The 25,357-nt window shown below is 58.5% G+C and carries 25 protein-coding genes; 14 read left to right on the top strand and 11 right to left on the bottom strand.

Going from position 1 to position 25,357, the window contains the following annotated elements; genetic code table 11:
* The first annotated feature begins 123 nt into the window (after window positions 1-123).
* Window positions 124-819 (top strand): SIMPL domain-containing protein, encoded by a 696-nt coding sequence (locus ACR0NF_RS05680; RefSeq protein WP_480777903.1) that lies wholly within the window; start codon window positions 124-126, stop codon window positions 817-819.
* 2 nt (window positions 820-821) lie between these two features.
* Here the strand turns inward: ACR0NF_RS05680 and ACR0NF_RS05675 are convergent, their stop codons facing one another.
* The 3 genes from ACR0NF_RS05675 to ACR0NF_RS05665 all read right to left on the bottom strand — a co-directional run bounded on the left by ACR0NF_RS05675 (window position 822) and on the right by ACR0NF_RS05665 (window position 3,891).
* Window positions 822-1,526, bottom strand: a complete 705-nt coding sequence (locus tag ACR0NF_RS05675) for a GNAT family N-acetyltransferase (protein ID WP_480777902.1) — start codon at window positions 1,524-1,526, stop codon at window positions 822-824.
* Between the two features lie 4 nt (window positions 1,527-1,530).
* Window positions 1,531-2,823 carry an O-acetylhomoserine aminocarboxypropyltransferase/cysteine synthase family protein gene (locus ACR0NF_RS05670; RefSeq protein WP_480657984.1) on the bottom strand — a complete coding sequence of 431 codons (1,293 nt, stop codon included), beginning with the start codon at window positions 2,821-2,823 and terminating at the stop codon, window positions 1,531-1,533.
* A gap of 72 nt (window positions 2,824-2,895) precedes the next feature.
* Window positions 2,896-3,891 carry a hypothetical protein gene (locus ACR0NF_RS05665; RefSeq protein WP_480470088.1) on the bottom strand — a complete coding sequence of 332 codons (996 nt, stop codon included), beginning with the start codon at window positions 3,889-3,891 and terminating at the stop codon, window positions 2,896-2,898.
* A gap of 150 nt (window positions 3,892-4,041) precedes the next feature.
* Between ACR0NF_RS05665 and ACR0NF_RS05660 the strand changes: the two genes are divergently transcribed.
* From ACR0NF_RS05660 to preA, 3 genes are all read left to right on the top strand, one after another.
* Window positions 4,042-4,674 carry a cupin domain-containing protein gene (locus ACR0NF_RS05660; protein ID WP_480777901.1) on the top strand — a complete coding sequence of 211 codons (633 nt, stop codon included), beginning with the start codon at window positions 4,042-4,044 and terminating at the stop codon, window positions 4,672-4,674.
* A gap of 159 nt (window positions 4,675-4,833) precedes the next feature.
* Window positions 4,834-6,168, top strand: coding sequence for an NAD(P)-dependent oxidoreductase (locus ACR0NF_RS05655; RefSeq protein WP_480777900.1), 1,335 nt, complete (start codon window positions 4,834-4,836; stop codon window positions 6,166-6,168).
* A 45-nt stretch (window positions 6,169-6,213) separates the two neighbouring features.
* A complete protein-coding gene (preA, locus tag ACR0NF_RS05650) occupies window positions 6,214-7,518 on the top strand; it encodes an NAD-dependent dihydropyrimidine dehydrogenase subunit PreA (protein ID WP_480470085.1) in 1,305 nt (434 codons plus the stop codon).
* 311 nt (window positions 7,519-7,829) lie between these two features.
* Here preA and ACR0NF_RS05645 read toward each other — a convergent pair whose 3' ends face one another.
* The gene (locus ACR0NF_RS05645; RefSeq protein WP_480658573.1) at window positions 7,830-8,438 is read right to left on the bottom strand and encodes a TetR family transcriptional regulator C-terminal domain-containing protein; all 609 of its coding nucleotides are present in this window, start codon (window positions 8,436-8,438) and stop codon (window positions 7,830-7,832) included.
* Window positions 8,439-8,609: 171 nt separating this feature from the next.
* Between ACR0NF_RS05645 and ACR0NF_RS05640 the strand changes: the two genes are divergently transcribed.
* The 10 genes from ACR0NF_RS05640 to ACR0NF_RS05595 all read left to right on the top strand — a co-directional run bounded on the left by ACR0NF_RS05640 (window position 8,610) and on the right by ACR0NF_RS05595 (window position 17,927).
* Entirely contained in the window at window positions 8,610-9,860 is a 1,251-nt protein-coding gene (locus ACR0NF_RS05640; protein WP_480667143.1) for a Zn-dependent hydrolase, read from the top strand.
* Between the two features lie 92 nt (window positions 9,861-9,952).
* Window positions 9,953-11,407 (top strand): dihydropyrimidinase, encoded by a 1,455-nt coding sequence (gene hydA / locus ACR0NF_RS05635; RefSeq protein ID WP_480777899.1) that lies wholly within the window; start codon window positions 9,953-9,955, stop codon window positions 11,405-11,407.
* Between the two features lie 54 nt (window positions 11,408-11,461).
* A complete protein-coding gene (locus ACR0NF_RS05630; RefSeq protein ID WP_480777898.1) occupies window positions 11,462-12,259 on the top strand; it encodes an ABC transporter ATP-binding protein in 798 nt (265 codons plus the stop codon).
* Window positions 12,259-12,690 carry a GNAT family N-acetyltransferase gene (locus ACR0NF_RS05625; protein ID WP_480470080.1) on the top strand — a complete coding sequence of 144 codons (432 nt, stop codon included), beginning with the start codon at window positions 12,259-12,261 and terminating at the stop codon, window positions 12,688-12,690. The genes ACR0NF_RS05630 and ACR0NF_RS05625 overlap by 1 nt, the downstream gene beginning before the upstream one ends.
* Window positions 12,687-13,604, top strand: coding sequence for an ABC transporter permease (locus ACR0NF_RS05620; RefSeq protein WP_480470079.1), 918 nt, complete (start codon window positions 12,687-12,689; stop codon window positions 13,602-13,604). Before ACR0NF_RS05625 ends, ACR0NF_RS05620 begins: the two co-directional genes overlap by 4 nt.
* Window positions 13,601-14,446 (top strand): ABC transporter permease, encoded by an 846-nt coding sequence (locus ACR0NF_RS05615; protein WP_480777897.1) that lies wholly within the window; start codon window positions 13,601-13,603, stop codon window positions 14,444-14,446. The genes ACR0NF_RS05620 and ACR0NF_RS05615 overlap by 4 nt, the downstream gene beginning before the upstream one ends.
* Window positions 14,447-14,502: 56 nt before the next feature.
* A complete protein-coding gene (locus tag ACR0NF_RS05610; RefSeq protein WP_480657968.1) occupies window positions 14,503-15,492 on the top strand; it encodes an ABC transporter substrate-binding protein in 990 nt (329 codons plus the stop codon).
* Between the two features lie 159 nt (window positions 15,493-15,651).
* Complete coding sequence (locus ACR0NF_RS05605) at window positions 15,652-16,365, top strand: ABC transporter permease (RefSeq protein ID WP_480470076.1); 714 nt, start codon at window positions 15,652-15,654, stop codon at window positions 16,363-16,365.
* Window positions 16,358-17,092, top strand: a complete 735-nt coding sequence (locus ACR0NF_RS05600) for an ATP-binding cassette domain-containing protein (RefSeq protein ID WP_480470075.1) — start codon at window positions 16,358-16,360, stop codon at window positions 17,090-17,092. The genes ACR0NF_RS05605 and ACR0NF_RS05600 overlap by 8 nt, the downstream gene beginning before the upstream one ends.
* A 22-nt stretch (window positions 17,093-17,114) precedes the next feature.
* Window positions 17,115-17,927 (top strand): ABC transporter substrate-binding protein, encoded by an 813-nt coding sequence (locus ACR0NF_RS05595; RefSeq protein WP_480470074.1) that lies wholly within the window; start codon window positions 17,115-17,117, stop codon window positions 17,925-17,927.
* A gap of 38 nt (window positions 17,928-17,965) precedes the next feature.
* Here the strand turns inward: ACR0NF_RS05595 and ACR0NF_RS05590 are convergent, their stop codons facing one another.
* The 7 genes from ACR0NF_RS05590 to ACR0NF_RS05560 form a co-directional block, all read right to left on the bottom strand.
* On the bottom strand, window positions 17,966-18,838 hold the full coding sequence (locus ACR0NF_RS05590; protein WP_480777896.1) for a substrate-binding domain-containing protein: 873 nt from the start codon (window positions 18,836-18,838) through the stop codon (window positions 17,966-17,968).
* Window positions 18,839-18,964 (bottom strand): hypothetical protein, encoded by a 126-nt coding sequence (locus ACR0NF_RS05585; protein ID WP_480667053.1) that lies wholly within the window; start codon window positions 18,962-18,964, stop codon window positions 18,839-18,841.
* A 13-nt stretch (window positions 18,965-18,977) separates the two neighbouring features.
* Window positions 18,978-20,240, bottom strand: coding sequence for a c-type cytochrome (locus ACR0NF_RS05580; RefSeq protein WP_480667052.1), 1,263 nt, complete (start codon window positions 20,238-20,240; stop codon window positions 18,978-18,980).
* On the bottom strand, window positions 20,241-21,449 hold the full coding sequence (locus ACR0NF_RS05575) for a formate dehydrogenase subunit gamma (RefSeq protein WP_480777895.1): 1,209 nt from the start codon (window positions 21,447-21,449) through the stop codon (window positions 20,241-20,243). It lies immediately after the preceding gene.
* A 73-nt stretch (window positions 21,450-21,522) separates the two neighbouring features.
* Window positions 21,523-22,116 (bottom strand): formate dehydrogenase FDH3 subunit beta, encoded by a 594-nt coding sequence (gene fdh3B / locus ACR0NF_RS05570; RefSeq protein ID WP_037307340.1) that lies wholly within the window; start codon window positions 22,114-22,116, stop codon window positions 21,523-21,525.
* A gap of 12 nt (window positions 22,117-22,128) precedes the next feature.
* Entirely contained in the window at window positions 22,129-25,023 is a 2,895-nt protein-coding gene (locus ACR0NF_RS05565) for a formate dehydrogenase subunit alpha (RefSeq protein WP_480777894.1), read from the bottom strand.
* Window positions 25,024-25,128: 105 nt separating this feature from the next.
* Window positions 25,129-25,317 carry a ubiquinol-cytochrome c reductase iron-sulfur subunit N-terminal domain-containing protein gene (locus ACR0NF_RS05560; protein ID WP_480667046.1) on the bottom strand — a complete coding sequence of 63 codons (189 nt, stop codon included), beginning with the start codon at window positions 25,315-25,317 and terminating at the stop codon, window positions 25,129-25,131.
* Window positions 25,318-25,357 lie beyond the last annotated feature (40 nt).

Raw genomic sequence — 25,357 nt, 5'->3', positions numbered from 1 at the left:
TGGATGTTTGCCGTCCGAGATTAGAGCAGGAACCCGCCGAGGGAAAGAAAAAGGCGCGTTACCCTCTTGCCGTGTGCCGCGTGTGATACCCATCTTGGAGGCAAGTCACTAGGAGGGATCACCTTGAAGACACTTGCTTTTCTGGCTGCGATGACCGCAGCGGTCGCGGCCATGCCCGCCTATGCGGAAGAACGCCGAATCTCGGTCAGCGGTACCGGAACCACTCTCGCCGCGCCTGATATGGCAACCATCACGCTGGGGGTGACAAATCAAGATGAGCAGGCCTCGGCTGCGATGCAGGCGACATCGGATGCGGTGGCACAGATTCTCAAGAGGTTGGATGAAATGGGGTTGGAGGCGCGTGACGTGCAGACCCGCGACTTGTCGCTGTCTCCTGTCTGGTCGGGGCGGAGCAGTTCCGGCAATGCACCACCCAAGATCACCGGGTTTACGGCCTCGAACCGGGTGTCGGTCCGAGTGCGCGATCTGGATAAGCTAGGTCAGATCATGGACGCGGTCATCAAGGATGGTGCCAATGATTTCGGTGGTCTGAGCTTTGGCGTTCAGGACCCCAAACCACTTGAGGCCGAGGCGCGGGCCAAAGCGGTCGCGGATGCAACAGCCAAGGCGCAGCAACTGGCGCAAGCGGCAGGGATTACGCTGGGCCCAGTGAATTCGATCAACGATCACGGTGGCGGCGTGCGCCCGGTCGCTCAGATGCGTGAAATGGCGATGTCCGATTCCGCAGGGTTTCCGGTTGCGGGCGGCGAGATTTCGGTCTCGGTCAACATCTCGATGGACTTCGAGATATCCGAGTAATCTCAGGCGCGGGCTTGCAGCGGTTGGCGTTGCTGGCCCACCTCATCGAAATTTTCAGGTGATAGCCAAGTCTGAAAGGCCTGCTTGATGCGGGGCCACTCGCTGTCGATGATCGAGTACCAGGCGGTGTCACGGTTGCGGCCCTTGTAATGGGTTGCCTGCCGGAAGATGCCCTCGAAGGTAAAGCCCAACCGCTCGGCAGCCTGACGTGACGGCGCGTTCAAAGCGTCGCATTTCCATTCATAGCGGCGATAGCCCAATTCATCGAAAACGCGCTGCATCATCAGGAACATGACTTCAGTCGATTGCGGTTTGCGCTGCAACAGTGGTGAGAAGTGGATGTGACCGACTTCAATTGCACCGGCCGCGGGTTCGACGCGTAGATATGACGCCATCCCAACAGGTGTTTCGTCTACATCCAACACCGTATGGAACATCGGATCGGCATCCATGCAGTTGAAATGCGCCCAGTCGATGAACTCCGCCTCGGCGCTAAATGGACCGTAGGGCAGATAGGTCCAGTTACGGCCATCCGCATCATTGGCAAACGCCCGGTAAAGCCCGGGCGCGTGTCTGTTTACATCCAACGGCACGACCGAGCAGAACCGGCCAACCATCGGCGTATAAGGCGGGGTGGGGCGCGGGTACTCGCCCTCTAGCGGCAAACCGATGGGTTGGCTCAGATCGTTGGTGTCGTGCCCAGCCATCGGATCAGGCGCTCGCTTTGGCGAGGGCTTGGTCGAGATCGGCGATCAGATCGTCCGCATCCTCGATCCCGATCGAGACACGTACAACGCCCGGTCCGGCGCCCGCGGCCTCTTGCTGCTCGGGCGTCAGTTGGCGGTGCGTGGTCGAGGCCGAGTGGATGATCAACGACCGCGCGTCACCCAGGTTGGCCACGTGGCTGAAGATCTCAAGCGCGTTGACCAGTTTGACGCAGGCGTCATAGCCGCCTTTGACCGCGAAAGTGAACAAAGCACCCGCGCCGCGCGGGTAATGCGCCTTGACCCGATCATGATAGGGCGACGAGGGCAGGCCAGCATAGGTTACGTAGTCCACGCGGTCGTCAGCCTCCAGCCATGCTGCGATCTTCTGGGCGTTCTCGACATGGCGTTCCATCCGCAGGGACAAGGTCTCGATCCCCATCAGCGTGTAATGCGCCGCCTGTGGGTTCATCGTCATGCCCAGATCGCGCAGGCCGATGGCAATGCCGTGGAAAGTGAAGGCCAGCGGGCCGAATGTCTCGTGGAATTTCAGCCCGTGATAGGCAGGCTCGGGCTCGCTGAGCGAGGGGAATTTGTCATTCGCCGACCAGTCGAATTTGCCTGAATCCACGATACAGCCACCGGTGACGGTGCCGTTGCCGGTCAGGTACTTGGTGGTCGAATGCACGACCAGAGTCGCACCATGTTCGATCGGGCGGCACAGGTATGGCGTGGCCGAGGTGTTGTCGACGATCAGGGGAATGCCCGCAGCATCCGCCACATCCGCCAACGCGCGGATATCGGTGACATAACCGCCGGGGTTGGCAACAGACTCGCAGAACACCGCTCGGGTGTTTTCATCGATGGCATCTTTCACGGCGTCCAGATCATCGGTATCCACAAACTTGGCCGACCAGCCAAAGCGCTTGATCGTCTGGCTGAACTGCGTGACCGTGCCGCCATACAGACGCGTCGAGGCCACCACATTGCAGCCGGGCCCCATCAGCGGGAACAGCGCCATGATCTGCGCCGCGTGACCTGACGAGCAACAAACCGCGCCGACGCCACCTTCAAGGGTCGCGACACGTTCTTGCAGCACTGCGACGGTCGGGTTGGTCAGACGGGAATAGATGAAACCTACTTCCTGCAGGTTGAACAAAGCTGCGGCGTGCTCGGCGTCGCGGAACACATAAGCCGTAGTTTGATAGATCGGCGTCTGACGCGCGCCCGTGGCAGGGTCGGGGCGGGCCCCGGCGTGAATTTGCAGCGTGTCAAAACCGTAGGTCGGGCCGTCGGACATCGAATAAATCTCCTGTTGGAATGTTTGTTGATGAATCTCTAAGACATTGACCCGTCACGCACAACGCTTGCGTCACCGCAGCCAAAGCCCCTTGGATTTGATTGTCTTGCGTATGACCTGTTCGCGCGCTGGCAGGTTGTCCTGGTCGAACAAGGCCCGGATCTTCGTACCCTTGCGCTGGATCACCAGCTTCTTCAGCGGGTCATATCCTTTGAGCACCTTCTTGATCTTGTTCGGGGCCACAACGGTTTCCAACACCTCGATCACATGATCGCTTTCGCGGGCGTAGAGCATCGGAAACAGGCGATAATGACAACTGATCGATCCGTCCAGCAGACCCTCGGGCAATGCATCCCGACCACCGCCGAACGAGTGGATGACCAGCGGCAAAACAACCTGATCAAGCCAAGGATCCAGAACCTGTCCTGTCAGCTCGGGGATTTCCTCGTCCCGGATGGTGCGGGCGTAGTCGAGAAAGCGCTCACCAAACAGGCGGGGGCATTTGTAAAAGAAGTATCCGGCGTTGAAATACAGATAGTGCCGCCAATATCCCGACGGTTGGCTGGGATCGAGAGAGCTTTCGAAATCCAGCCCGAACCGGTCATATAACGCTCGCCAGATACCTTCATAGCCGGGACCATAGAGCGTCGGTTTGGGCCACGAACCTTCGACTCTAAGCGAGGCACCGGGTCGGTCGAAATCAAATGGAACATCGGCAAGCTCGCCGGTGATCAGCGTGTCGCTGTCAAAGAAGACGAATGGCTCGCCCTCGGGCATTGCCAGCAGGGCTTCGATCTTGTTGCCGTGGGGATAGCTTGCGCCGAAAGTATGGGAATCGAAGGGCAGGATCTCAGTACCCAGATGCTGCAGCGCTTCCAGCACCTCGATGTCCTGTATGCTCGGGTTCTGGGGCCAGCGCGGGCCGGGCTGTGGTACGCCCACAAACAACCGACCCTTGAAGCCTGGGGAACTGTGGCGCAATGATGCGGCAAACAGCAACGCCTCATATTGCAGCCGGTTGTTTTGCCCGATGATGAGGATGTTGAATGTCGCCGGGCTTGCCTGCATCTTGTCGCTCTCTGATCGGGCCGGAATTCGGCATCTGCCTCAACCGGGAGTACAACAAGCCGTAAGGGGCGTCAAAACCCCAAACGGATCCGGTTTGAAATTCCGGTTCCGGATGCCATCTTATGGGGCAGCAACGCAGGAGGATTGCAGATGCGGGTCAATGCGGATTTCACGCGGCGGGTCGCCGTTCACTTTGATCAGACAGAATGGGTCGCCTCCCCGGCCGCCGGCGTCGAACGCAAAATGCTGGACCGCATCGGTGAGGAAGTCGCCCGGGCGACGACTATTGTGCGCTTTGCCCCTGGCAGTGCGTTTTCCGCGCACACCCATGACGGGGGTGAGGAATATCTGGTGCTGGATGGTGTGTTCCAGGACGAGACCGGAGATTTCCCAGTTGGCAGCTATGTTCGCAATCCTCCGACATCATCCCATACACCCTCGGCCAGCGAGGGCGCGACCATTCTGGTCAAACTGCATCAATTCGATCCTGATGACCGCACCGAGGTGCGTCGCTCGATCAACGGGGGCCGGGATGTCGATCTGTTCACGGATGCGTATGAGGATGTCCGTGTTCAAAGCTGGACCGCTGGCGCGCGTATTGAACTGGATGCCAGCAAGGGGCTTGAGGTCTTCGTCATCGAGGGAAGCTTTGCTGAGGCGGGCGAAGAGTTCGGTACCTGGGACTGGCTGCGCCTGCCGCCCGGATCGGGTTCGGTTGCCGTCGCTGGCGAGGTTGGAGCGCGCGTCTGGATCAAATCCGGACATCTCGACGGGATGGTCTGACGCAGCATCTGCTGCGAAATTACGCAGATTTCTTTGAAATCCGGGCTTTTCGTCCGGATTTTTCTTTTTTTGACCATTTGACAAATTTTACCAATTGATAAAAAATTTGTTTATGGCAAGCTGTACCTCATAACAAACATATCTACAGGGAGTAGAGTGATGGCACAGGGCCAGATGGCACCCGGGATCGTCTCCGGGCGGCTTTCCAGCGATGAGCTGACCTCGAATTTCACCGATCTGCATCCACCATTGGCCCCGCACGAGGCCGCCGTGGCCGCGGATCGCTGCTATTTCTGCTATGACGCGCCATGTGTGACGGCCTGTCCGACGGATATCGATATTCCGTTGTTCATTCGCCAGATTCAGGCCGGGCAACCGCAGGCGGCAGGTCAGACTATTCTGGAGCAGAACATTCTGGGCGGTATGTGTGCCCGGGTTTGTCCGACCGAAACCTTGTGTGAAGAGGCCTGCGTACGTGAAACGGCCGAAGGCAAACCGGTCGAGATTGGGCGCCTACAGCGTTATGCAACCGATGACGTGATGGCATCGGGCGCGCATCCCTTCGAGCGCGCCGCATCAACCGGCAAGACAATTGCCGTGGTCGGAGCAGGGCCCGCCGGTCTGGCCTGTGCGCATCGTCTGGCGATGCTGGGACATGATGTGGTGATCCACGAAGGCAAGCCCAAACCGGGCGGTTTGAACGAATATGGCATTGCGGCTTATAAATCGACCAACGATTTTGCGCAGGCCGAGGTCGATTGGCTGCTGAAAATCGGTGGAATCGCTATCGAAACCGGATCTGTTCTGGGTGAGACTATTTCGCTGGATGGCCTGAAGGAAAACTATGATGCTGTTTTTCTGTCGATCGGTCTGGCAGGGGTGAACGCGCTGCGTGCTGACGGGGTCGATAAAGACGGGGTGCGTCCGGCGGTCGATTTCATCTCCGATGTGCGGCAGGCCAGCGATCTGGCAGATCTTCCGGTAGGGCGGAATGTCGTTGTGATAGGTGGGGGGATGACTGCGGTGGACGCGGCAGTGAAGTCTAAATTGCTGGGGGCCGAGCATGTGACCATCGCCTACCGCAGGGGGCGCGACGCGATGGGGGCCAGCCGCTACGAGCAGGACTTGGCAGCCTCGCACGGCGTTCGGATTTTGTGCAATGTCCAGCCATTGGCCATTCACGGAAATGGTGCCGCAGCAGAGATCGAATTGGAGTATACTGCCAGCAATGATGGTCGTTTGACCGGAACGGGAGAAACCGTCCGTGTCCCCGCCGATCAGGTTCTCAAGGCCATCGGCCAGACTCTGGATGGCGTGCCGGAAGGGCTGACGCTGGACGGTAACAAGATCACTGTGACCGGGGCCGGGCGCACGTCGATGACCGGTGTATGGGCTGGCGGTGATTGCGCGGCAGGTGGCGAGGATCTGACTGTGACCGCTGTGGCCGAGGGCCGCGATGCCGCGATGGATATCCACGCAAGTCTAAGCGTGTGAAACTCAAAGTTAAAGATGCAAATCTGCATCAGGGAGGCCGGATAAATGGCTGATTTAACATCAAATTTCTTGGGAATTTCAAGTCCAAACCCATACTGGCTGGCTTCGGCACCGCCGACGGATAAGGAATATAACGTCCGCCGCGCCTTCGAGGCCGGTTGGGGTGGCGTAGTGTGGAAGACCTTGGGGGCCGAGGGGCCTCCGGTCGTGAATGTGAACGGCCCACGCTATGGCGCGATCTACGGCGCAGACCGCCGGTTGTTGGGGCTCAACAACATCGAACTGATCACCGACCGGCCGCTTGAGGTGAACCTTGAGGAAATGGCTCGCGTAAAGGCGGATTATCCGGATCGTGCACTTATCGCCTCGATCATGGTGCCCTGTGAAGAGGCCGCTTGGAAAGCCATTCTGCCGCGCGTGGCCGAAACTGGTGCAGACGGGATCGAGCTGAATTTTGGTTGCCCGCATGGGATGAGCGAGCGCGGCATGGGGTCGGCCGTTGGGCAGGTGCCGGAATACATCGAAATGGTGACCCGGTGGTGCAAGCAGTATTATGACCGCCCGGTTATTGTGAAACTGACCCCGAACATCACCGATATTCGTAAACCGGCGGCGGCGGCCAAGAACGGCGGCGCGGATGCGGTATCGTTGATCAACACCATCAATTCGATCACCAGTGTCAATCTAGATACATTCAGCCCTGAGCCTTCGATTGATGGCAAAGGCAGCCATGGCGGCTATTGCGGGCCAGCAGTGAAGCCGATTGCCCTGTCCATGGTGTCAGAGATTGCTCGGGCTGAGGCCACTCGTGGGCTACCGATCTCAGGTATCGGTGGCGTGACCACTTGGCGTGATGCGGCTGAGTTCATCTCGCTGGGTTGCGGTAATGTTCAGGTCTGCACTGCCGCGATGACATACGGGTTCAAGATCATTGACGAACTGACCGCTGGCTTGTCGGAATGGATGGACGAAAAAGGCTATACCAATATCGACGAAGTGATCGGGCGCGCCGTACTCAACGTGACGGACTGGCAATATCTGAACCTCAACTACATCGCCAAAGCCAAGATCGATCAGGATCAGTGCATCAAATGTGGGCGCTGCTATGCCGCCTGCGAAGACACCAGCCATCAGGCGATTTCAATGTCGGCAGATCGGGTATTCGATGTCATCGACGACGAGTGCGTGGCCTGTAACCTCTGCGTGGATGTCTGTCCGGTTGAGGGCTGTATTTCCATGGTGCCGATGGCCGCCGGAGAAGTTGATCCGCGTACGGGCAAGGTCGTTGATCCGGAATATGCCAACTGGACGACTCACCCCAACAATCCGATGGCGAAGGCCGCTGAATAGGCCGAGATTTTTCGTCGAAAAATCTTAGGCGAGAAAATTCGCAGAATTTTCTCAGAACAGGATGTCGATCGGGCCGTTATGGCAGATGACGATGTATTGGTTTGCGGTGCGGATCAGGTGATATCCGCGCCGCTTAACTTCACTCTGAAAAGCGGAGTGACCGACTTCGCGCTCAACCCAGGCAACCGAGCTGTGGACTACCGCGCCGCTTCGTGCGGAGCGGGACGAGAAAAGCTGGGCGATCCAGGGATCGGGGTTGTCTCAGCGTGTCAACATGGCGCGAGCTATTTCCCAATAGGGTAAAGCTTTTGTTAAGGCGCCAGCAGTTTTCGATAAAGTGTTTCGACGAAGGGCGTTGCGCCTTCAAAAGGGTCTTCTTCGCCGAGGATCGCGCGGACCTGCACATCGAAATCCGCATAGTGCTGGGTCAGTGCCCAGATTGAGAAAATCAGATGGTAGGGATGCACGCGTGCAATCTTGCCCTGATCCATCCATAGGTTCAGGATTTCGACTTTCTCGTCGACCAGCTTTTTCAGATCTGTGGACAGCGCATCATGAATGCGTGGCGCTCCTTGAACCAGTTCGTTGGCGAACAGACGGCTTTCGCGGGGAAGATCGCGGCTCATCTCGAGCTTGCGATGAATGTAGGACAGTATCTCTTCGAGCGGGTCGCCGTCTTCGTCCAGGGTATGCAGCGGTGCCAGCCAGACCTCAAGCAGGCCTGACAAAAGGGCGGTGTGGATCGCTTCTTTGGACGGGAAGTAATAGAGCAGGTTGGGTTTGCTCAGCCCTGCCTCAGCCGCGATTTGGTCGACAGTTGCTCCACGAAACCCATGCGCTGAGAATACATTCAGAGCTGCCTCGAGAATCGCTGCGCGGTTCTTTTGCTGAATCCGTGTCGGGGCGCGGTCTTTGGGCATGTTCACCTGATGTCTCTTTTTCGGCCAGTTGGGTGTCGAATATGTCGAAAATTCCGGCAGGTCACTGCAATTTCTTGACTGATGTCGAACCCGTGATAGCGTGAGTTTGACCAGATGGTCAAATCAAGACACCAAAAGCGAGCCAAATCGCTAGCAACAGGGAAGAACATGATGGCAGCTCCGGCGCAGAACCTCAGGATCAATGGCGACAGGTTGTGGGACAGCTTGATGGAGATGGCCAAGATAGGCCCCGGTGTTGCGGGCGGAAACAATCGCCAGACGTTGACTGACGAGGACGCCGAAGGGCGTGCATTGTTCCAGAAATGGTGCGAGGACGCGGGCTGCACCATGGGGTTGGATCAAATGGGCAACATGTTTGCCCATCGCGAGGGAACGGACCCGGACGCTCTGCCGGTCTACGTGGGTTCGCATCTGGATACACAGCCCACAGGCGGCAAATATGATGGTGTTTTGGGCGTGCTCGGCGGGTTGGAGATTATTCGCACGCTGAACGATCTTGGCATCAAGACCAAGCATCCAATCGTGGCGACCAACTGGACCAATGAAGAGGGGACGCGATATGCGCCCGCAATGCTGTCATCGGGCGTGTTCGCAGGAATGCACACTCAGGATTGGGCGTATGATCGCGAGGATGCCGAAGGTAAGAAGTTTGGGGATGAACTGAACCGTATCGGCTGGCGCGGCGACGAAGAAGTGGGTGCGCGAAAGATGCACGCGTTCTTTGAACTGCACATCGAACAGGGCCCCATTCTGGAAGCTGAAGGCAAGGATATTGGCGTCGTCACCCATGGTCAGGGGCTGAGCTGGACCCAGATCACAGTGACCGGCAAGGATGCGCATACCGGGTCTACCCCGATGCCGATGCGCAAGAATGCCGGGCTGGCGATGGCGCGTATTCTTGAAAAAGTGGATGAGATCGCCTGGTCGCATGCGCCGCACGCCGTCGGTGCCGCTGGGCATATCGATGTCTATCCGAATTCGCGCAATGTGATCCCGGGTAAGGCTGTGTTCACGGTCGATTTCCGCTCACCCGAGTTGGATGTGATCACCGATATGGAGAACCGTCTGCGAGTTGCTGCAGAGAAAATTGTCGACAAGATGGGGCTGCAGATCGAATTCGAGAAGGTTGGGGGCTTTGATCCGGTGAAATTCGATGATGGCTGCGTGGCCGCCGTGCGCGATGCGGCGGAGCGGTTGGGTTATTCGCATATGGATATCATCTCGGGTGCCGGGCATGATGCCTGTTGGATCAACCGGGTGGCTCCGACTGCAATGGTGATGTGCCCTTGCGTAGATGGGTTGAGTCACAATGAGGCCGAAGAGATCAGCAAAGATTGGGCTGCAGCTGGGGCGGATGTTCTGTTTCATGCGGTCGTTGAGACGGCGGGGATCGTGGAATAGGGGGCTCTGCCCCCGTCGCCCGATGGGCGACTCCCCCGGGATATTTTTAGCCAGATGAAGCAAGCGGCGCAGACCGCATCAGGGAGTTTAAGATGAGCACTGTGATCAAGAACGGAACCGTTGTGACCGCTGATCTGACCTATAAGGCGGATGTGAAGGTTGAAGGCGGAGTGATTACCGAGATCGGCCCGGACCTGCGCGGCGATAAAGAACTGGACGCAACGGGCTGTTACGTTATGCCGGGGGGGATTGATCCGCATACGCATCTGGAGATGCCGTTTATGGGGACCTATTCCAGCGATGATTTCGAAAGCGGGACGCGGGCGGCGTTGGCGGGTGGAACCACCATGGTTGTCGATTTTGCGCTGCCCAATCCGGGCGAGAGCCTGCTGGATGCGTTGAAGCGCTGGGACAATAAGTCGACGCGTGCGAATTGTGATTATTCGTTCCACATGGCGGTGACCTGGTGGGGTGAACAGGTGTTTGATGACATCAAGACCGTCATCGAGACGCGCGGGATCAACACGTTCAAGCATTTCATGGCCTACAAAGGCGCGCTGATGGTGAACGATGACGAGCTGTTTGCCTCGTTCAAGCGTCTGGCCGAGTTGGGCGGCACCGCGATGGTGCATGCCGAGAATGGCGACGTGGTGGCTGAGCTGAGTGCCAAGTTATTGGCTGAAGGCAACACGGGGCCAGAGGCGCATGCCTATTCGCGACCACCGCAGGTGGAGGGTGAAGCGACCAACCGGGCGATCATGATTGCCGATATGGCCGGTGTGCCGTTGTACGTAGTGCATACGTCCTGCGAAGAGGCACACGAGGCGATCCGGCGTGCCAAGATGCAGGGCAAGCGTGTTTGGGGGGAACCTCTGATCCAGCACCTGACCTTGGATGAAAGCGAATATTTCCACCACGATTGGGAGCATGCTGCGCGACGGGTCATGAGTCCTCCGTTCCGGAACAAGCAACATCAGGACAGCTTGTGGAATGGTCTGCAGTCCGGAACGCTGAGCGTTGTGGCGACGGACCATTGTGCCTTTACGACTGAACAGAAACGTTATGGTGTGGGCGATTTCACCAAGATCCCGAACGGGACCGGAGGGTTGGAAGATCGGATGCCGATGCTTTGGACACATGGTGTGAACACCGGGCGATTGACGCCAAACGAATTCGTAGCTGTGACTTCAACCAACATCGCCAAGATACTGAATTGTTATCCGAAAAAAGGCGCCGTTCTGGTGGGTGCGGATGCGGACCTTGTGGTCTGGGATCCGAACAAAGCCAAGGTGATCTCGGCCGAGACGCAGCAATCGTCTATCGACTACAACGTCTTTGAGGGCAAAGAGGTGCGCGGATTGCCACGCTTTACGCTGACCCGTGGCGTGGTGGCTGTGCATGATGGTGAAATCCAGACCCAGGAGGGGCATGGGAAATTCGTGGCGCGCGAAGCCAACACCCACGTGAACAAAGCGCTGAGCACCTGGAAAGAGCTGACTGCTCCGCGACCGGTTGAACGGACGGGAATACCGGCATCTGGTGTGTAAGGTTTTTGGGCCGCCTGTTGGTGGCCCGGTTTCAGGATTCTTCAAGGCAATGGAATGAATACAGAAAACACGACTCAACCTGTTATTGAGGCAAGGCAGCTGGACCTGACTTTTCAGACGAATGACGGGCCTGTCCATGCATTGAAAGATGTGAACTTGTCGATTGGCAAAGGCGAGTTCGTCAGCTTCATCGGGCCTTCGGGCTGTGGCAAGACCACGTTCCTGCGCTGTATCGCGGCGTTGGAAACGCCGACGGGCGGGTTGCTGACCGTGAATGGGATGACACCGGATGAAGCACGGCGTAAGCGGGCCTATGGCTATGTGTTTCAGGCCGCGGGCCTCTATCCTTGGCGCACGATTGCCAAGAATATCAAACTACCGCTTGAGATCATGGGCTATTCCGCGACCGAGCAGGAAGAGCGCGTTAACAAAGTTCTGGAACTGGTTGATCTTGAAGGGTTTGGTGGCAAGTTTCCCTGGCAGCTATCGGGTGGAATGCAGCAGCGGGCCAGCATCGCTCGGGCCTTGGCCTTTGATGCGGACATCCTTCTGATGGATGAGCCGTTTGGGGCTTTGGATGAGATCGTGCGCGATCATCTGAACGAACAGCTTCTGGATCTTTGGGCAAGGACGGAGAAGACCATCGGGTTCGTCACGCACTCGATCCCCGAGGCAGTATATCTGAGCACCAAGATCGTGGTGATGAGCCCTCGACCTGGGCGGATTACGGATGTGATCGACAGCCCTCTGCCGAAAGAGCGGCCTCTGGACATTCGGGACACGCCGGAGTTCATCGAAGTTGCCCATCGTGTGCGCGAAGGTTTGCGAGCAGGGCATGGAGACGAAGTCTGATGCACGAGATCGACATCAGAAGGGCGAAACCCGATGACGTGGCGGCTTGTGCGCAAGTGATCTGGACATGGATCGACGAAACCGACTGGATGCCCGACGATCTGCCTCAAGAGAAACTCGAAGAGCTGATCCGCGAGGCGTTTCCGCATCGCGATATCTGGGTCTCAGGCGACCCGGCTGATTGTTACATGTCGCTTGATCCTGTCGAGAGTAAAGTTGGCGCGCTTTATTGTCTGAGGACCGGTGAAGGTATCGGTAAAAGATTGCTGGATAAGGCCAAGGAAAACCGAGATTTTCTGTGGCTGACCACGCATGTGCCCAATAGGGATGCGCAACGATTTTATCGACGCGAAGGCTTCACTGAAATCGGTACTGAGCCTCCAACACCTCCAGAAACAGTGCCGGTCATCCGGATGGAGTGGCGGGCATGAAACAGATTACAGCCGTCATGTGGGTGATCGCCGCGATTGTCGCCATCTGGTACATCGCCTGCATACCTATGAACATCGACAGTGCACTGAACGCTGCTGAACGCGCAGGTGAGGAGGTCGATCCTCCAACCGCGAAGGAGCGGTTGCTGGAGTATGATATCATTCTGGTCTGGGACAACAGCTTTGCCATCCCCGAGACATGGGAACAGGATCGCCCTCGGCTGCCGACACCCCATGACGTGGTGCTGGAGTTGTGGGACACGACGATCAACAAAAAGATCACCTCCAAGCGCTCATTGATCTATCATGGTTGGGTCACGCTGAGCGCTACAATGCTGGGTTTTGCGATTGGCACGGGTCTGGGCATATTGTTGGCGGTCGGGATCGTGCACAGCAAAGTCATGGACCTGTCGGTGATGCCTTGGGCGATTGTCAGCCAGACCATCCCGATCATCGCGCTTGCGCCTATGATCATTGTTGTCCTGTATTCGGTCGGTGTTCAGGGGATCATCCCCAAGGCCATTATCTCGGCCTATCTGAGTTTCTTCCCGGTTGTCGTCGGAATGGTGAAAGGGCTGCGCAGTCCGGACGCGATGCAGTTGGATTTGCTGCGCACCTATAATGCCAGTCAATCGCAAGGGTTTTGGAAGCTGCGGTTGCCTGCGTCCATGCCCTATCTGTTTGCCTCGCTGAAGATTGGGATCGCAGCGTCACTGGTCGGCGCCATCGTAGGCGAATTGCCTACCGGAGCAGTTGCAGGTCTGGGCGCACGTTTGCTTGCAGGCAGCTACTATGGCCAGACGGTGCAGATCTGGTCGGCCCTGTTTGCAGCGGCCATTCTTGCGGGATGCCTCGTGGGCTTGCTGGGTTTGATTGAGCGTACGGTCCTTAGACGGATGGGGATGGCGCAATGATCATGATTTTCTTGGCCCTTCTTCTGTGGCTTGCGGGGTGGTGGCTCAACAGCCGGTTGGCCAGTGGGCCCATGGCGGATACGCCTCTGGTCCGGTTCCTGGCCCCGTTGATCTTCGGTCTGACGGTTATCGGCGTTTGGGAATTGCTGGTGCACGGGCTCGAGGTGCCCTTGGTTATCCTGCCCGCGCCATCGGTCATAGCTGTACGGTTTGGTGACAGTCTGTCGATCCTGTGGGCCGATTTCAGGCAAACCATCATCAAAGGTGCGCTGAGTGGGTATATCATCGGCTGCACCGCCGCTTTCCTGATGGCGATCGCAGTTGATCGTTGGGACTTTCTGCGCCTAGGGTTGTTGCCGGTTGGCAATTTCGTCGCCGCCTTGCCCATCGTGGGAACCGCTCCGATACTGGTCATGTGGTTCGGGTTTGACTGGCATTCCAAGGCCGCTGTTGTGGTGGTGATGGTATTTTTCCCGATGCTGGTGAACACCGTAGCAGGACTGCGCGAGGCAACGGCCATGCAGCGCGACCTGATGGAGACCTATGCAGCGACCTATTGGCAGAGCTTTCTGAAACTGCGCTTACCCGCTGCGATGCCGTTTATTTTCAACGGGTTGAAGATTTCTACCACATTGGCGCTGATCGGCGCTATCGTGGCCGAGTTCTTTGGCTCGCCCACGCTGGGCATGGGCTTTCGCATATCGACCAGCGTAGGGCAGCTTGCGCTTGATATGGTCTGGGCCGAGATCGTGGTGGCTGCACTTGCCGGAACGGCTTTCTACGGCGCGGTCGCACTGATCGAGAAAACGGTGACCTTCTGGCACCCGTCGCAGCGAGGATAAGAGGAATTCAACAGACCCCGAAAACGGGGCAATAACAGCAACTAGGAGACTTGAAGATGAAGAAGCTACTCAGCGGGGCGGTTGCCGCCTTTAGCCTGGCTGCCACTGCAGCTTGGTCGGCGGATGAGGTCACATTGCAATTGAAGTGGGTCACGCAGGCACAGTTTGCAGGCTACTACGTGGCCAAGGACAAAGGGTTCTACGATGAAGAAGGGCTGGACGTCACCATCCTGCCCGGTGGGCCTGACATTGCACCCACTCAGGTCATCGCCGGGGGCGGCGCGGACGTGACCGTCGAATGGATGCCCGCCGCACTGGCCGCTCGCGAGAAGGGCCTGCCGCTGGTCAATATCGCACAACCTTTCAAAAGCTCGGGCATGATGCTGACCTGCTGGAAGGATGCCGGAATTTCGTCACCTGACGATCTGAAAAACCGTACGCTGGGCGTTTGGTTCTTCGGCAACGAATTCCCCTTCATGAGCTGGATGAGCCAGCTGGGTATCAGCACCGATGGCAAAAGCGAAAGCGGTGTAGAGGTGTTGAAACAGGGCTTTAATGTTGATCCACTTCTGCAGCGTCAGGCCGATTGCATCAGCACCATGACCTACAACGAATACTGGCAGGTGATTGATGCTGGCGTTACGCCCGAAGAGCTGGTGACCTTTAAGTACGAAGATCAGGGCGTCGCCACGCTGGAAGACGGTCTGTATGTGCTGGAAGAGAACCTGAGCGACGCGGCCTTTACCGATAAGATGGAGCGTTTCGTGCGCGCATCGATGAAGGGTTGGAAATACGCCGAAGAGAACCCGGATGAAGCGGCTGAGATCGTATTGGAAAACGATGCGACAGGCGCTCAGACGGAAGAGCATCAAAAGCGCATGATGGGTGAAATCGCCAAGCTGACGGCCGGATCGAACGGCGCGCTCGACCCCGCCGATTTCGAGCGCACGGTGGCCACTTTGCTGGCCGGTGGCTCGGACCCGGTGATTACCGCCCAGCCCGAAGGTGCGTGGACTCACCAGATCACGGATGCGGCGTTGAACTAAGACGCAAAGATCTTTGACCATGCTTTGAACGCGGCTCCAGTTGGGGCCGCGTTTTTCTTTGCGATGTCGGATTTGTGTCTGTACTTGCGCGATGAATGCCTTAGAATTTACTTGTAAAATAACGCAATTAACGAACGCAAAGCTCGAACATAGAAGAAAATGCAGAATTTTGCATCAGAATTCAATCAGGCATTCACTCTGATCCTGAAAGTGGATGCAGAGCTTTGGGCGATTGTGCTGCTCTCACTGCGGGTTTCGGTCTTTGCAGTGCTGATTTCTGCCGCGATCGGCATGCCAATCGGCGCAGCCCTGGCCGTTGCGCGATTTCCGGGGCGGCGGGTTCTGATTATCCTGATGAACGCACTGATGGGATTTCCGCCGGTCGTCGTGGGCTTGCTGGTTTATCTGATGCTGTCGCGTTCCGGCCCTCTGGGTGTCTTGGAACTGCTCTACACGCCGACCGCCATGATTATCGCGCAGGTGGTTTTGGTTACGCCCATTGTGGCAGCCCTGACCCGACAAGTGATCGAGATGTTGGCTGAGGAGTATTCTGAACAGCTTCGATCCTTGGGCGTATCCCGGCTGGCTTCGGTTCCGGTGCTGCTCTGGGATGCGCGTTTGGCCTTGGTTACGGCGCTGTTAGCTGGGTTTGGGCGCGCCATTGCCGAGGTTGGGGCGGTGATCATCGTGGGTGGCAACATCAACCATGTGACGCGTGTGATGACGACGACGATTGCGCTTGAAACCTCGAAAGGCAATCTGGCGCTTGCGCTGGCATTGGGGGCTATTCTGATCGGGATTGCTGTTGCGGTGAATGCGATGGTCAGCGCCCTGACTTTGAGGGCCGAGCAGGAGGGGTTGCGCCATGCGTGATGTGGTAACCGCGATGCCCGGCGTGATTGAAGTGCGCGATCTGCATATCAGCCGCAAAGGCAAGGTGCTTCTTGACGTGTCGCAGCTCTGTCTCGATGGGCCGGGGCCGACCTTGATCCTTGGGCCGAACGGGGCAGGAAAAAGCCTTCTGCTGCGGTGTTTGCATGGGTTGATTGCTCCGGATCGTGGGGGTGTCACTCAGGATGGGCGTTCGCTTAACGCTGCACATAAGGCGCGACAGGCAATGGTGTTTCAAAACCCGGTCCTGCTGCGCCGATCGGTTGCGGCCAATCTTGAATTTGTGCTGAAGCGGCAGGCTATGCCGCGCAGCTTGCGCAAGCAGCGTATCGTTGAACTGCTCGCGGAAGGCGGATTGGAAGGTAAGGCACGTCAGTCAGCACGCTCGCTGTCGGGGGGCGAGGCGCAGCGCCTGGCGATTTTGCGCGCCCTGGCGCTTGAGCCTGAGACGCTGTTTCTCGACGAGCCTACCAGCGCGTTGGACCCGAGTGCCACGCAGACGATCGAACAGATGGTGTTGCGCGCATCGGCGCGCGGTGTACGCATCGTGATGGTGACGCATGACATCGGACAAGCCCGCCGATTGGCCGCAGATATTGTGATGATGCAGGCCGGTCGCGTGGTCGAACATGGACCCGCACAGCAGGTGTTGGACGCACCGCGCAGCGCCGAGTCCCGCCGCTATCTGGCTGGCGGATTGGTAACCTGATTTACGAAAGATGGAGTTTGGAATGATCCGGAAATTTATTCTGGCGTCGGCGGTTGCACTTGGGCTGTCAGCCCCGGCAACCGCGGAATCGCCGTTCATCGTGGTGCAATCCACCACCTCAACCCAGAACTCGGGCCTGTTGGATTACATCTTGCCGGGTTTCGAAGCTGAAACCGGTATCGATGTGCGTGTCGTCGCCGTAGGCACCGGACAGGCGATCCGAAACGCGGTCAACGGTGACGGCGATGTGCTGCTGGTGCACTCCAAGCCTGCCGAAGAGCAGTTCGTGGCTGATGGCTGGGGCGTCGAGCGGTTGGACGTCATGTACAATGATTTTGTGCTGGTTGGTCCAAATTCCGATCCTGCCGGGGTTGCCGGCGGCGGCGACATCGTGGCCGCCCTGACCGCGGTGGCCGAGGCCGAGGTCCCGTTTGCCTCACGTGGCGATGATAGCGGCACACATAAGGCCGAACTGCGCCATTGGGACGCGACGGGTGTCGACCCGACCGCAGCCTCGGGCGAGTGGTATCGTGAGACCGGGTCGGGCATGGGGGCCACATTGAACGTGGCCAGTGGTATGGACGCCTATGTGCTGACCGACCGGGCGACATGGCTGTCTTTCGGCAACCGGGGCAACCTGCAGATTCTGGTCGAGGGCGATCCGCGTCTTTTCAATCAATACGGTGTGATCCTTGTGAATCCAGAGAAACATTCTGGTGTGCGTGCAGCCGCCGGGCAACGGTTCATTGATTGGCTGACCGGCCCCGATGGGCAGGCTGCAATAGCGTCATACACGCTGGATGGTGAGCAGCTGTTCTTCCCCAACGCGCAGTAATTGCGTCTTAAGCAAGCGCTTTGGGAAATGGTGAAAGTTTAACCGCTGGCACCGTTGTGGTGGATCTGGCCAAGATTGCTTAGGTCATATCCACCCAGTTCGGTGGCCCGTTCGGCGAAACGTTCGGACCAAAGGAACCGGGTCAGCGTCTGCATGGGCGGGTCGAAGAAAGCACGACGCCAGATAGCGAGGTCCAGACGCTCGGAATGGGTGGGCACGAAGGTTAGAGTGTAGGGTCGCGTGAGTGCCCCAAGGCCGAACCCGGCCTCGGCTTTGCCATCGCGCAGCGCGGTGGCCAGCTCTTCCTCGGTTCGTGCGCAGACGGGCAGGGTGTTTAGATCATCGCGGCTTAGTCCATGTGCGTTGAGCTCGGCATCAAACAGCCGCTGGCTCGCGGCGCTGTCCTGACGCAGGATGATGCGTCGACCTTTCAGATCCTTAAAGCCCGAGATGCCGGAAGTACCGGGGGCCAGCAGCAGGCCACGTTGACGGTGGGCAATCTGGTACAGGATGATCGGGGCATCGCCCATTGTGTCGCTTAGGGTCCGAGTGTTGAAACCATCAGGCTCGTGGATATGCAGGGCCGCAGCTTGGGCGCTGCGATCCGCAAGACGGTTGAGCCCGTCAAAGGACCCATCATAATAAGTAGCAAGCCCTGATCCGCTTTCCCGCAACGCCCAGTCCAGAAGCGGATCGTGACTGCCCGCAACGATTGGCGGCAGCGGCGGTTCGGCCACATGCGGGCCAGAGCGTGAGGCGTTGAGCCAGGCAATGATCTCGGCCTTGGGAAACAGCAGCTTGCCCATGGCGCGTACGCAAGGGATTTCGCCCGACGATGCCAGATCATAGGCCTTCCGCTCACCAATGCGCAGCAGATCCGCCAGTTCGCGGGTGGTCAGGTATTGTGACATTCAGTCGAGGCGTACTGCCGAGCCGGACGTTCTTTCCTCGGCGCTGAAACCGAATTGATCCAGCGTGTACGGAGCGGCGACAGTGATCACGACCATCGCGGCGACGGCGGTCAGAAAGGCTTTCATAGTTTCCTCCGGCTCAGTCCCGTGAAGCGGTGGCGCGGCGCAGGAACGCGATCAGATCGATCCGGTCCTGAGCTTGCGTGATCCGCTGCATCGGCATCTTTGACCCTGGAATGTAATGGTCCGGGCCCTCGTCGAAAAGAGCATTTATGGTCTCTTCATTCCAAATGATATCAGAGTCTTGCAGCGTGTCCGAGTACAAATAATCGGGCAGGGTTCCAGCCTGCCGACCGAAGATGTCATGCAAGGTGGGGCCTGCGCGCCGTTCACTGTTCGGGGTCAGGCTGTGGCAGATCGAACATTTGCGTGCGAATTGCCGTTCACCGTTGCTCATCTCGTCGGGGTCTTTCAGAAAGCTGGGCTCGGCAGCGGCCATCTGCTCGCGATCGCCCAGCGCTGAAACGGGCCAGCTGTACATTGCCTCATCAATCCCGCCTGCGTGGATGTTCCGGCCGTCCGCAGAAAAAGCCAGCGCCCAGACCGGACCGCGCAGTGTGGCACGGAAATCCTGAGCGATGCGCCAGTCAGCCGTGTCGATGACCATGATGTAGCCCTCGCCATCGCCTACCGCCAAAAGCTTGCGATCGGGGCTCAGCGCCATGGCAAGGATAGGACGCCGATCGAGGGTAAAGTCTCGCTCTTCCCCTGTGGTCAGGTTCAGAATGCGGGTCACGCCATCAACGGCACCATAGGCGATCCAGCCGTCTTGCGTGTTCAGGACCAATTCGTTGATGCCAAAGCCATGCTCGATCAATCGGTCCGTTTCCTGACCACTGGCGACATCCCAGATACGAAGGGCACCATCGACGCCTGCCGAATAGAGCTGCGACCCGTCCGAAGTAAAGACAACGGCATTCACGCCGCTGCCAATTGGTCCAAGCATAGTCGGTTCTGACCCGTCAACGGGCCACAGCCCGATGGTGCCGTCCCAACTGGCGGTAGCAACGTGGGTTTTTGATGCCGCGATGCCTACGATTTTGCCCTTGTGCCGACCAACCACGTCACCTCCGGGCCAGCGGCGCAATGTGAAGTCATCCCCGGCGGAATAGATCGCGGTGCCGTTGAACGCGACGGAATTGACCGCCGCCTCGTGCCCCTCCAGCCATTCTGGGGTCTGCCCGGTCCACAGACCGACCGAATTGTCGAAACTGGCCGTTGCGATGCGCCCGTCCGGCGCAGTCGCGATCCCCATGATCGGCCCGCCGTGACCCTTGAGCGTGAAAAACTCGGACCAGGCGGGCAGGGGGACCAGTGCAATCGCAAGAACCAGCCAGCGCATCTATTCTGCGGGTGAGGCCGCTGCCTTGCTGGCCTCTTTTTCCTGCACCTCTTCCAGCCACAGCGAATGATGCTCGCGCGCCCATTGCTCTTCGACTTCGCCGGTTCCCATGGCGTCGAATGCGCCCTCCATGCCAACCGAGCCGAGGTAAATATGAGCGATGATGATCGCGATGAAGACATAGGCAATCATTACGTGCCAGACTTGGGCATATTGCATCTCTTCCTGCGGTGACATCTGCACGGGTAAGTTCAAGCCCAGCATCTGCGGAATACCGGTCGAATTGGCGATCTGGAATGTCTTGGCGAACATCGGCAGTTCAAACGGGAACAGCAGTGACAGGCCAGACAGGCTGATCGAGGCGCCCAACAGGATGCAGGCCCAGAAGATAACCTTTTGACCTGCGTTGAATTTCTTGGCGGGTGGATGGCTTCCTTTGGTGAACAGTCCACCGCCAGCGGCCAGCCATTTCAGATCGGTCTTGTTGGGGATGTTATGGGCGATCCAGTTCACGGTGACGATGATCAGGCCCAACATGAAAGCCCAGGCGAGGTTGTTGTGCAGCCACTTGCACCCCTGCGCGATGGTGGCGAATCCTTCCTTGCCGAAGATCGGGATCAGGAAATCGCGGCCATATAGCGTCAGCAGGCCAGTGATCCCGAGCACAAGGAACGACCCTGCAAACAGCCAGTGACCGAACCGTTCGAAGCTGTTGAAGCGAAGGACCGTGCGACCGGTTTTTTCTCCGTCGATGCGGATTTTTCCTCGGATCAGGAAGAACAAAACGATGATCGCGAGCATTCCGCCCAGAATGTAGGTTCCGTATTCACGCAATGGGCCGGTGCGGAAATTCAACCACCACATCCCCCCGTCTTGAATCAGTACGCTGTCCGCAGGACCCTGAGATGAAACGGTGACATCCGCAGATCCGTAGCGCAGGGCGCGGTAGACGTCGCTGTCAGAGGCCACGCCGCGGGTGCCGAACTGCCCCAGCAAGCCTTCCACATTGCCCTGTCCGGTGTTTTCCGACCGGTAGCTGTTGTCGACCTTATCGCCGCGTTGACGGGCCAGAATATCCTCAAGCGTGGTTGCGCCGCCAGTCGTGGACCGGTCGGCCGTCTCTGCAGAGGCAGGATCCTCATTGGTTTGGGCGACCGCAACTTGGGTCAGTGTCAGCGACAGCAGGAATGCGATGAGTAAGCGCAACATCGGAACCTCAATAAAAATCCAATGCAGGATGACCCGCAGATGCGGGTCATCCGTTTTGCTTTAGCAGACGGGATCAGCCGTCTTTCTGGTCGTAGGCAGTGCCCCAACCCCACGCGCCCGAGCCAAACCCGCGTGCAACAACGCGCTCACGGTAGATGGCCGAGACCACGTCGCCGTCACCGGCGAGCAGGGCTTTGGTGGAACACATCTCGGCGCAGATAGGCAATTTACCCTCGGCGATCCGGTTGCGACCGTATTTGGCGAACTCTGCGGTCGAGTGCGTTTCCTCGGGGCCGCCGGCGCAGAAGGTACATTTGTCCATCTTGCCGCGCGATCCGAAGTTGCCCGCCTGCGGGTATTGCGGCGCGCCGAAGGGGCACGCGTAGAAGCAATAGCCGCAACCAATGCACAGGTCCTTGGAGTGCAGGACGACGCCTTCTTCGTTTTGATAGAAGCAATCGACCGGGCACACCGCCATGCAAGGCGCATCCGAACAATGCATACAGGCCACCGAGATCGAGCGTTCGCCCGGGTTGCCGTCATTGATCGTTACCACCCTGCGGCGGTTGATGCCCCATGGTACCTCGTGCTCGTTCTTGCACGCGGTGACACAGGCGTTGCACTCGATGCAGCGTTCAGCGTCGCAGAGAAACTTTGCTCTAGCCATTAATCGTCCTCCTTACGCTGCCCAGATTTTGCAGAGAGTACACTTGGACTCTTGCATCTGGGTCACTGAATCGTAGCCATAGGTCTGTGCGGTGTTGGAGCTTTCGCCCAGTACATAGGGATCGGCACCAGCAGGGTATTTCTCCCGAAGGTCCGCACCTTGAAAATGGCCGCCGAAGTGGAAGGGCATAAAGGCCACACCGGCACCGACCCTGTTGGTCAGCATCGCCATCACCTTAACCTTGCCGCCTTCAGGACCTTCGACCCAGACCTGCTGCCCGTCACGGATACCAAGGTTGTTGGCATCGCGCGGGTTGATCTCGACGAACATGTCCTGCTGCAGCTCGGCCAGCCACGGGTTCGACCGGGTTTCCTCGCCGCCACCTTCGTATTCAACCAGACGGCCAGACGTGAGGATTATCGGGTAATCCTTTGAAAAGTCGTTCTTCTGGATCGAAGCATAAAGGGTTGGCAGGCGATAGGCATGCCGGTCCTCGTAGGTCGGATAGTCCTCCACTAGGTCGCGCCGGTTGGTATAGAGCGGCTCGCGATGCAGTGGGATCGGATCCGGGAAGGTCCAGACAACCGCGCGTGCCTTTGCGTTCCCGAAGGGCGCACAGCCATGCTTGATCGCGACCCGCTGAATACCGCCGGACAGGTCGGTTTTCCAGTTGGTCTCTGGTCCTGCGACGGCATCAATCGCCGCGCGCTCCTCAGCCGTCAGATCGCCATCCCAGCCAAGGTCCATCAGCATCTGCATAGTGAATTCAGGGTATCCATCCTGAATTTCCGATCCAACGCTATAGACCCCTTCGGCCAGCAGGTTGTCACCATCCCGTTCCACGCCAAAGCGCGCGCGGAAGGTCAGGCCACCTTCGGCCACCGGTTTGGACATGTCATAGAGGTTCGGTGTCCCCGTATGACCCATCTCAGCCGTTCCCCAGCAAGGCCAGGGCAGACCGTAATACTCGCCGTCGTTGGGTCCACCGATGGCTTGCAGCGTGGTTCTGTCGAACGTGTGCTGGTTGGCCATATGGCTTTTCAGACGTTCCGGCGATTGACCGGTATAGCCGATGGTCCAGAGGCCCGAGTTGAACTCACGCGTGATGCTTTCAACATTCGGGGTTTCCGGGTCGTCCATCTCGATATTGCGGAAGAACCGATCCGCCCAGCCGAACTTGTTGGCGAACTTGGCCATGATGACCTCGTCCGGCAGGCTCTCGAACAGGGGTTCGACGATCTTGTCGCGCCACTGAAGCGACCGGTTCGACGCCGTAACCGAGCCACGGGTTTCGAACTGGGTACAAGCGGGCAACAGATAGACGCCATCAGTGCGGTCATGCAGAACGGCCGAGACGGTGGGATACGGGTCGATCACGACCAGCATGTCCAGCTTCTCCATCGCCGTCTTCATTTCCGTCATCCGGGTCTGCGAGTTGGGCGCGTGGCCCCACAGAACCATGGCGCGGACATTGTTGTCCTGATCCATGTTGGCCGGGTCTTCCAGAACACCGTCGATCCAGCGGGAGACCGGGATGCCGCGCTCATTCTGCAGCGGTTTGTCCTTGCCTTCCTTGTCCTTGATCGTGGCGAACTGACCAGCCAGCCACTCGGGCTCTTCACCCCAGACACGGGCCCAGTGACCCCATGCACCTTTCGACAGACCGTAGTAGCCGGGCAACGTGTGAGACAGAACACCAAGGTCGGTCGCGCCCTGCACGTTGTCATGGCCGCGGAAGATGTTGGTGCCACCACCCGAGGTGCCCATGTTGCCCAGCGCAAGCTGAAGCACGCAGTAGGCGCGGGTGTTGTTGTTGCCGTTGGTGTGCTGCGTGCCACCCATGCACCACACAACGGTGCCGGGGCGGTTGTTCACCATGGTCCGGGCAACACGGCGCAGCTGTGAGCCGGGCGTGCCGGTGACGCGCTCAACCTCATCCGGGTTCCACTTGGCAACCTCTTCGCGGATCTGGTCCATGCCCCAGACACGGGTGCGGATGAACTCTTTGTCCTCCCAACCGTTGTCGAAGATGTGCCACAGGATACCCCAGATCAGCGCGACATCGGTGCCGGGGCGGAAGCGGACATATTCGTCCGCATGGGCCGCGGTGCGCGTAAAGCGCGGGTCGCAGACGATTAAAGGCGCATTGTTCTGCTCTTTCGCGCGCAGGATATGCAGCAGTGAGACGGGGTGCGCCTCGGCCGGGTTGCCACCGATGATGAAGATCGCCCGGCTGTTGTGCATGTCGTTGTACGAATTGGTCATGGCGCCGTAGCCCCATGTGTTCGCAACGCCCGCAACAGTGGTCGAGTGGCAGATACGGGCCTGATGGTCCACGTTGTTCGTGCCCCAGTAGGCGGCGAACTTGCGGAACAGATAGGCCTGTTCGTTGTTATGCTTGGCCGATCCTAGCCAATAGACGCTGTCTGGACCGGACTCTTCGCGGATGCTCATCATGCCGTCGCCGATCTCGTCGATCGCCTGTTCCCAGCTGATGCGCTTCCACTCGCCGCCTTCCTTTTTCATCGGATACTTCAGGCGGCGCTCGCCATGGGCGTGCTCGCGGACCGAGGCCCCCTTGGCGCAGTGTGCTCCCAAATTGAACGGGCTGTCCCAGCCGGGTTCCTGCCCGACCCAGACACCGTTCTGAACTTCGGCAACGACTGTGCAGCCGACCGAGCAGTGAGTGCATACGGATTTGATATTCTCAACGGCGGTGTTTGCCGCCGTCTGGGCGCTGGCTGGCGTCACGGTTCCACCCGTGGCGCTGATCGCGGCAAGGCCGCCGATCGTCAGGCCCGAGCCACGCAAAAATGCGCGGCGATCGACGGTTTTCTCGCCGACCTGGGACAGGATACTTGTCCGCTGGGGGCGTCTCGCAACCCCGTTGGTCTTTTTCCTAAGCATTTCTTTCCTCCCTTGCGCGCCGTGTAAGCCACGGCTGGCTTGGTACTTCGCAAAACCGACGTCAGGGCCAATCGCAACCGTCTGTCGGGTGTGACCTCGTCCGGGTTAGAACCGGGCGCTGTCGAGGTAAGCGCGCGTGTGCGCGGTGTCCTGAATCCGGGTTTCGTCCGTCGGCAGCTCGGCTGCTTCGGCTTGTCCGGTCAGGCTGGCGGCGGCGACAGCAGCGGGTGCTGCGGTTCCGGCTAGTTTGAGGAAGTCGCGGCGGGTTGCGCCTTCTTCCTTGGTCTTGCTCATGGGCTTCTCCTTTCCCATTTGCAGTTTAGCGCCCCGAAGG

The organism is Ruegeria sp. CF4, from assembly GCF_056537345.1.
Note: the sequence above shows the minus strand (reverse complement) of the source record. Positions and strands in the feature narration are given on the sequence as shown.

What these genes read in the sequence shown, in the direction of transcription:
- ACR0NF_RS05575 (WP_480777895.1), bottom strand. Translation starts at nt 21,449, where the DNA reads ATGTTGCGCTTACTCATCGCATTCCTGCTGTCGCTGACACTGACCCAA.
- ACR0NF_RS05600 (WP_480470075.1), top strand. Translation starts at nt 16,358, where the DNA reads ATGCGTGATGTGGTAACCGCGATGCCCGGCGTGATTGAAGTGCGCGAT.
- ACR0NF_RS05640 (WP_480667143.1), top strand. Translation starts at nt 8,610, where the DNA reads ATGGCAGCTCCGGCGCAGAACCTCAGGATCAATGGCGACAGGTTGTGG.
- ACR0NF_RS05665 (WP_480470088.1), bottom strand. Translation starts at nt 3,891, where the DNA reads ATGCAGGCAAGCCCGGCGACATTCAACATCCTCATCATCGGGCAAAAC.
- preA (WP_480470085.1), top strand. Translation starts at nt 6,214, where the DNA reads ATGGCTGATTTAACATCAAATTTCTTGGGAATTTCAAGTCCAAACCCA.
- ACR0NF_RS05595 (WP_480470074.1), top strand. Translation starts at nt 17,115, where the DNA reads ATGATCCGGAAATTTATTCTGGCGTCGGCGGTTGCACTTGGGCTGTCA.
- ACR0NF_RS05625 (WP_480470080.1), top strand. Translation starts at nt 12,259, where the DNA reads ATGCACGAGATCGACATCAGAAGGGCGAAACCCGATGACGTGGCGGCT.
- ACR0NF_RS05585 (WP_480667053.1), bottom strand. Translation starts at nt 18,964, where the DNA reads ATGAAAGCCTTTCTGACCGCCGTCGCCGCGATGGTCGTGATCACTGTC.
- ACR0NF_RS05660 (WP_480777901.1), top strand. Translation starts at nt 4,042, where the DNA reads ATGCGGGTCAATGCGGATTTCACGCGGCGGGTCGCCGTTCACTTTGAT.
- ACR0NF_RS05670 (WP_480657984.1), bottom strand. Translation starts at nt 2,823, where the DNA reads ATGTCCGACGGCCCGACCTACGGTTTTGACACGCTGCAAATTCACGCC.
- ACR0NF_RS05610 (WP_480657968.1), top strand. Translation starts at nt 14,503, where the DNA reads ATGAAGAAGCTACTCAGCGGGGCGGTTGCCGCCTTTAGCCTGGCTGCC.
- ACR0NF_RS05630 (WP_480777898.1), top strand. Translation starts at nt 11,462, where the DNA reads ATGAATACAGAAAACACGACTCAACCTGTTATTGAGGCAAGGCAGCTG.
- hydA (WP_480777899.1), top strand. Translation starts at nt 9,953, where the DNA reads ATGAGCACTGTGATCAAGAACGGAACCGTTGTGACCGCTGATCTGACC.
- ACR0NF_RS05655 (WP_480777900.1), top strand. Translation starts at nt 4,834, where the DNA reads ATGGCACAGGGCCAGATGGCACCCGGGATCGTCTCCGGGCGGCTTTCC.
- ACR0NF_RS05620 (WP_480470079.1), top strand. Translation starts at nt 12,687, where the DNA reads ATGAAACAGATTACAGCCGTCATGTGGGTGATCGCCGCGATTGTCGCC.
- ACR0NF_RS05615 (WP_480777897.1), top strand. Translation starts at nt 13,601, where the DNA reads ATGATCATGATTTTCTTGGCCCTTCTTCTGTGGCTTGCGGGGTGGTGG.
- fdh3B (WP_037307340.1), bottom strand. Translation starts at nt 22,116, where the DNA reads ATGGCTAGAGCAAAGTTTCTCTGCGACGCTGAACGCTGCATCGAGTGC.
- ACR0NF_RS05590 (WP_480777896.1), bottom strand. Translation starts at nt 18,838, where the DNA reads ATGTCACAATACCTGACCACCCGCGAACTGGCGGATCTGCTGCGCATT.
- ACR0NF_RS05645 (WP_480658573.1), bottom strand. Translation starts at nt 8,438, where the DNA reads ATGCCCAAAGACCGCGCCCCGACACGGATTCAGCAAAAGAACCGCGCA.
- ACR0NF_RS05560 (WP_480667046.1), bottom strand. Translation starts at nt 25,317, where the DNA reads ATGAGCAAGACCAAGGAAGAAGGCGCAACCCGCCGCGACTTCCTCAAA.
- ACR0NF_RS05605 (WP_480470076.1), top strand. Translation starts at nt 15,652, where the DNA reads ATGCAGAATTTTGCATCAGAATTCAATCAGGCATTCACTCTGATCCTG.
- ACR0NF_RS05565 (WP_480777894.1), bottom strand. Translation starts at nt 25,023, where the DNA reads ATGCTTAGGAAAAAGACCAACGGGGTTGCGAGACGCCCCCAGCGGACA.
- ACR0NF_RS05580 (WP_480667052.1), bottom strand. Translation starts at nt 20,240, where the DNA reads ATGCGCTGGCTGGTTCTTGCGATTGCACTGGTCCCCCTGCCCGCCTGG.
- ACR0NF_RS05675 (WP_480777902.1), bottom strand. Translation starts at nt 1,526, where the DNA reads ATGGCTGGGCACGACACCAACGATCTGAGCCAACCCATCGGTTTGCCG.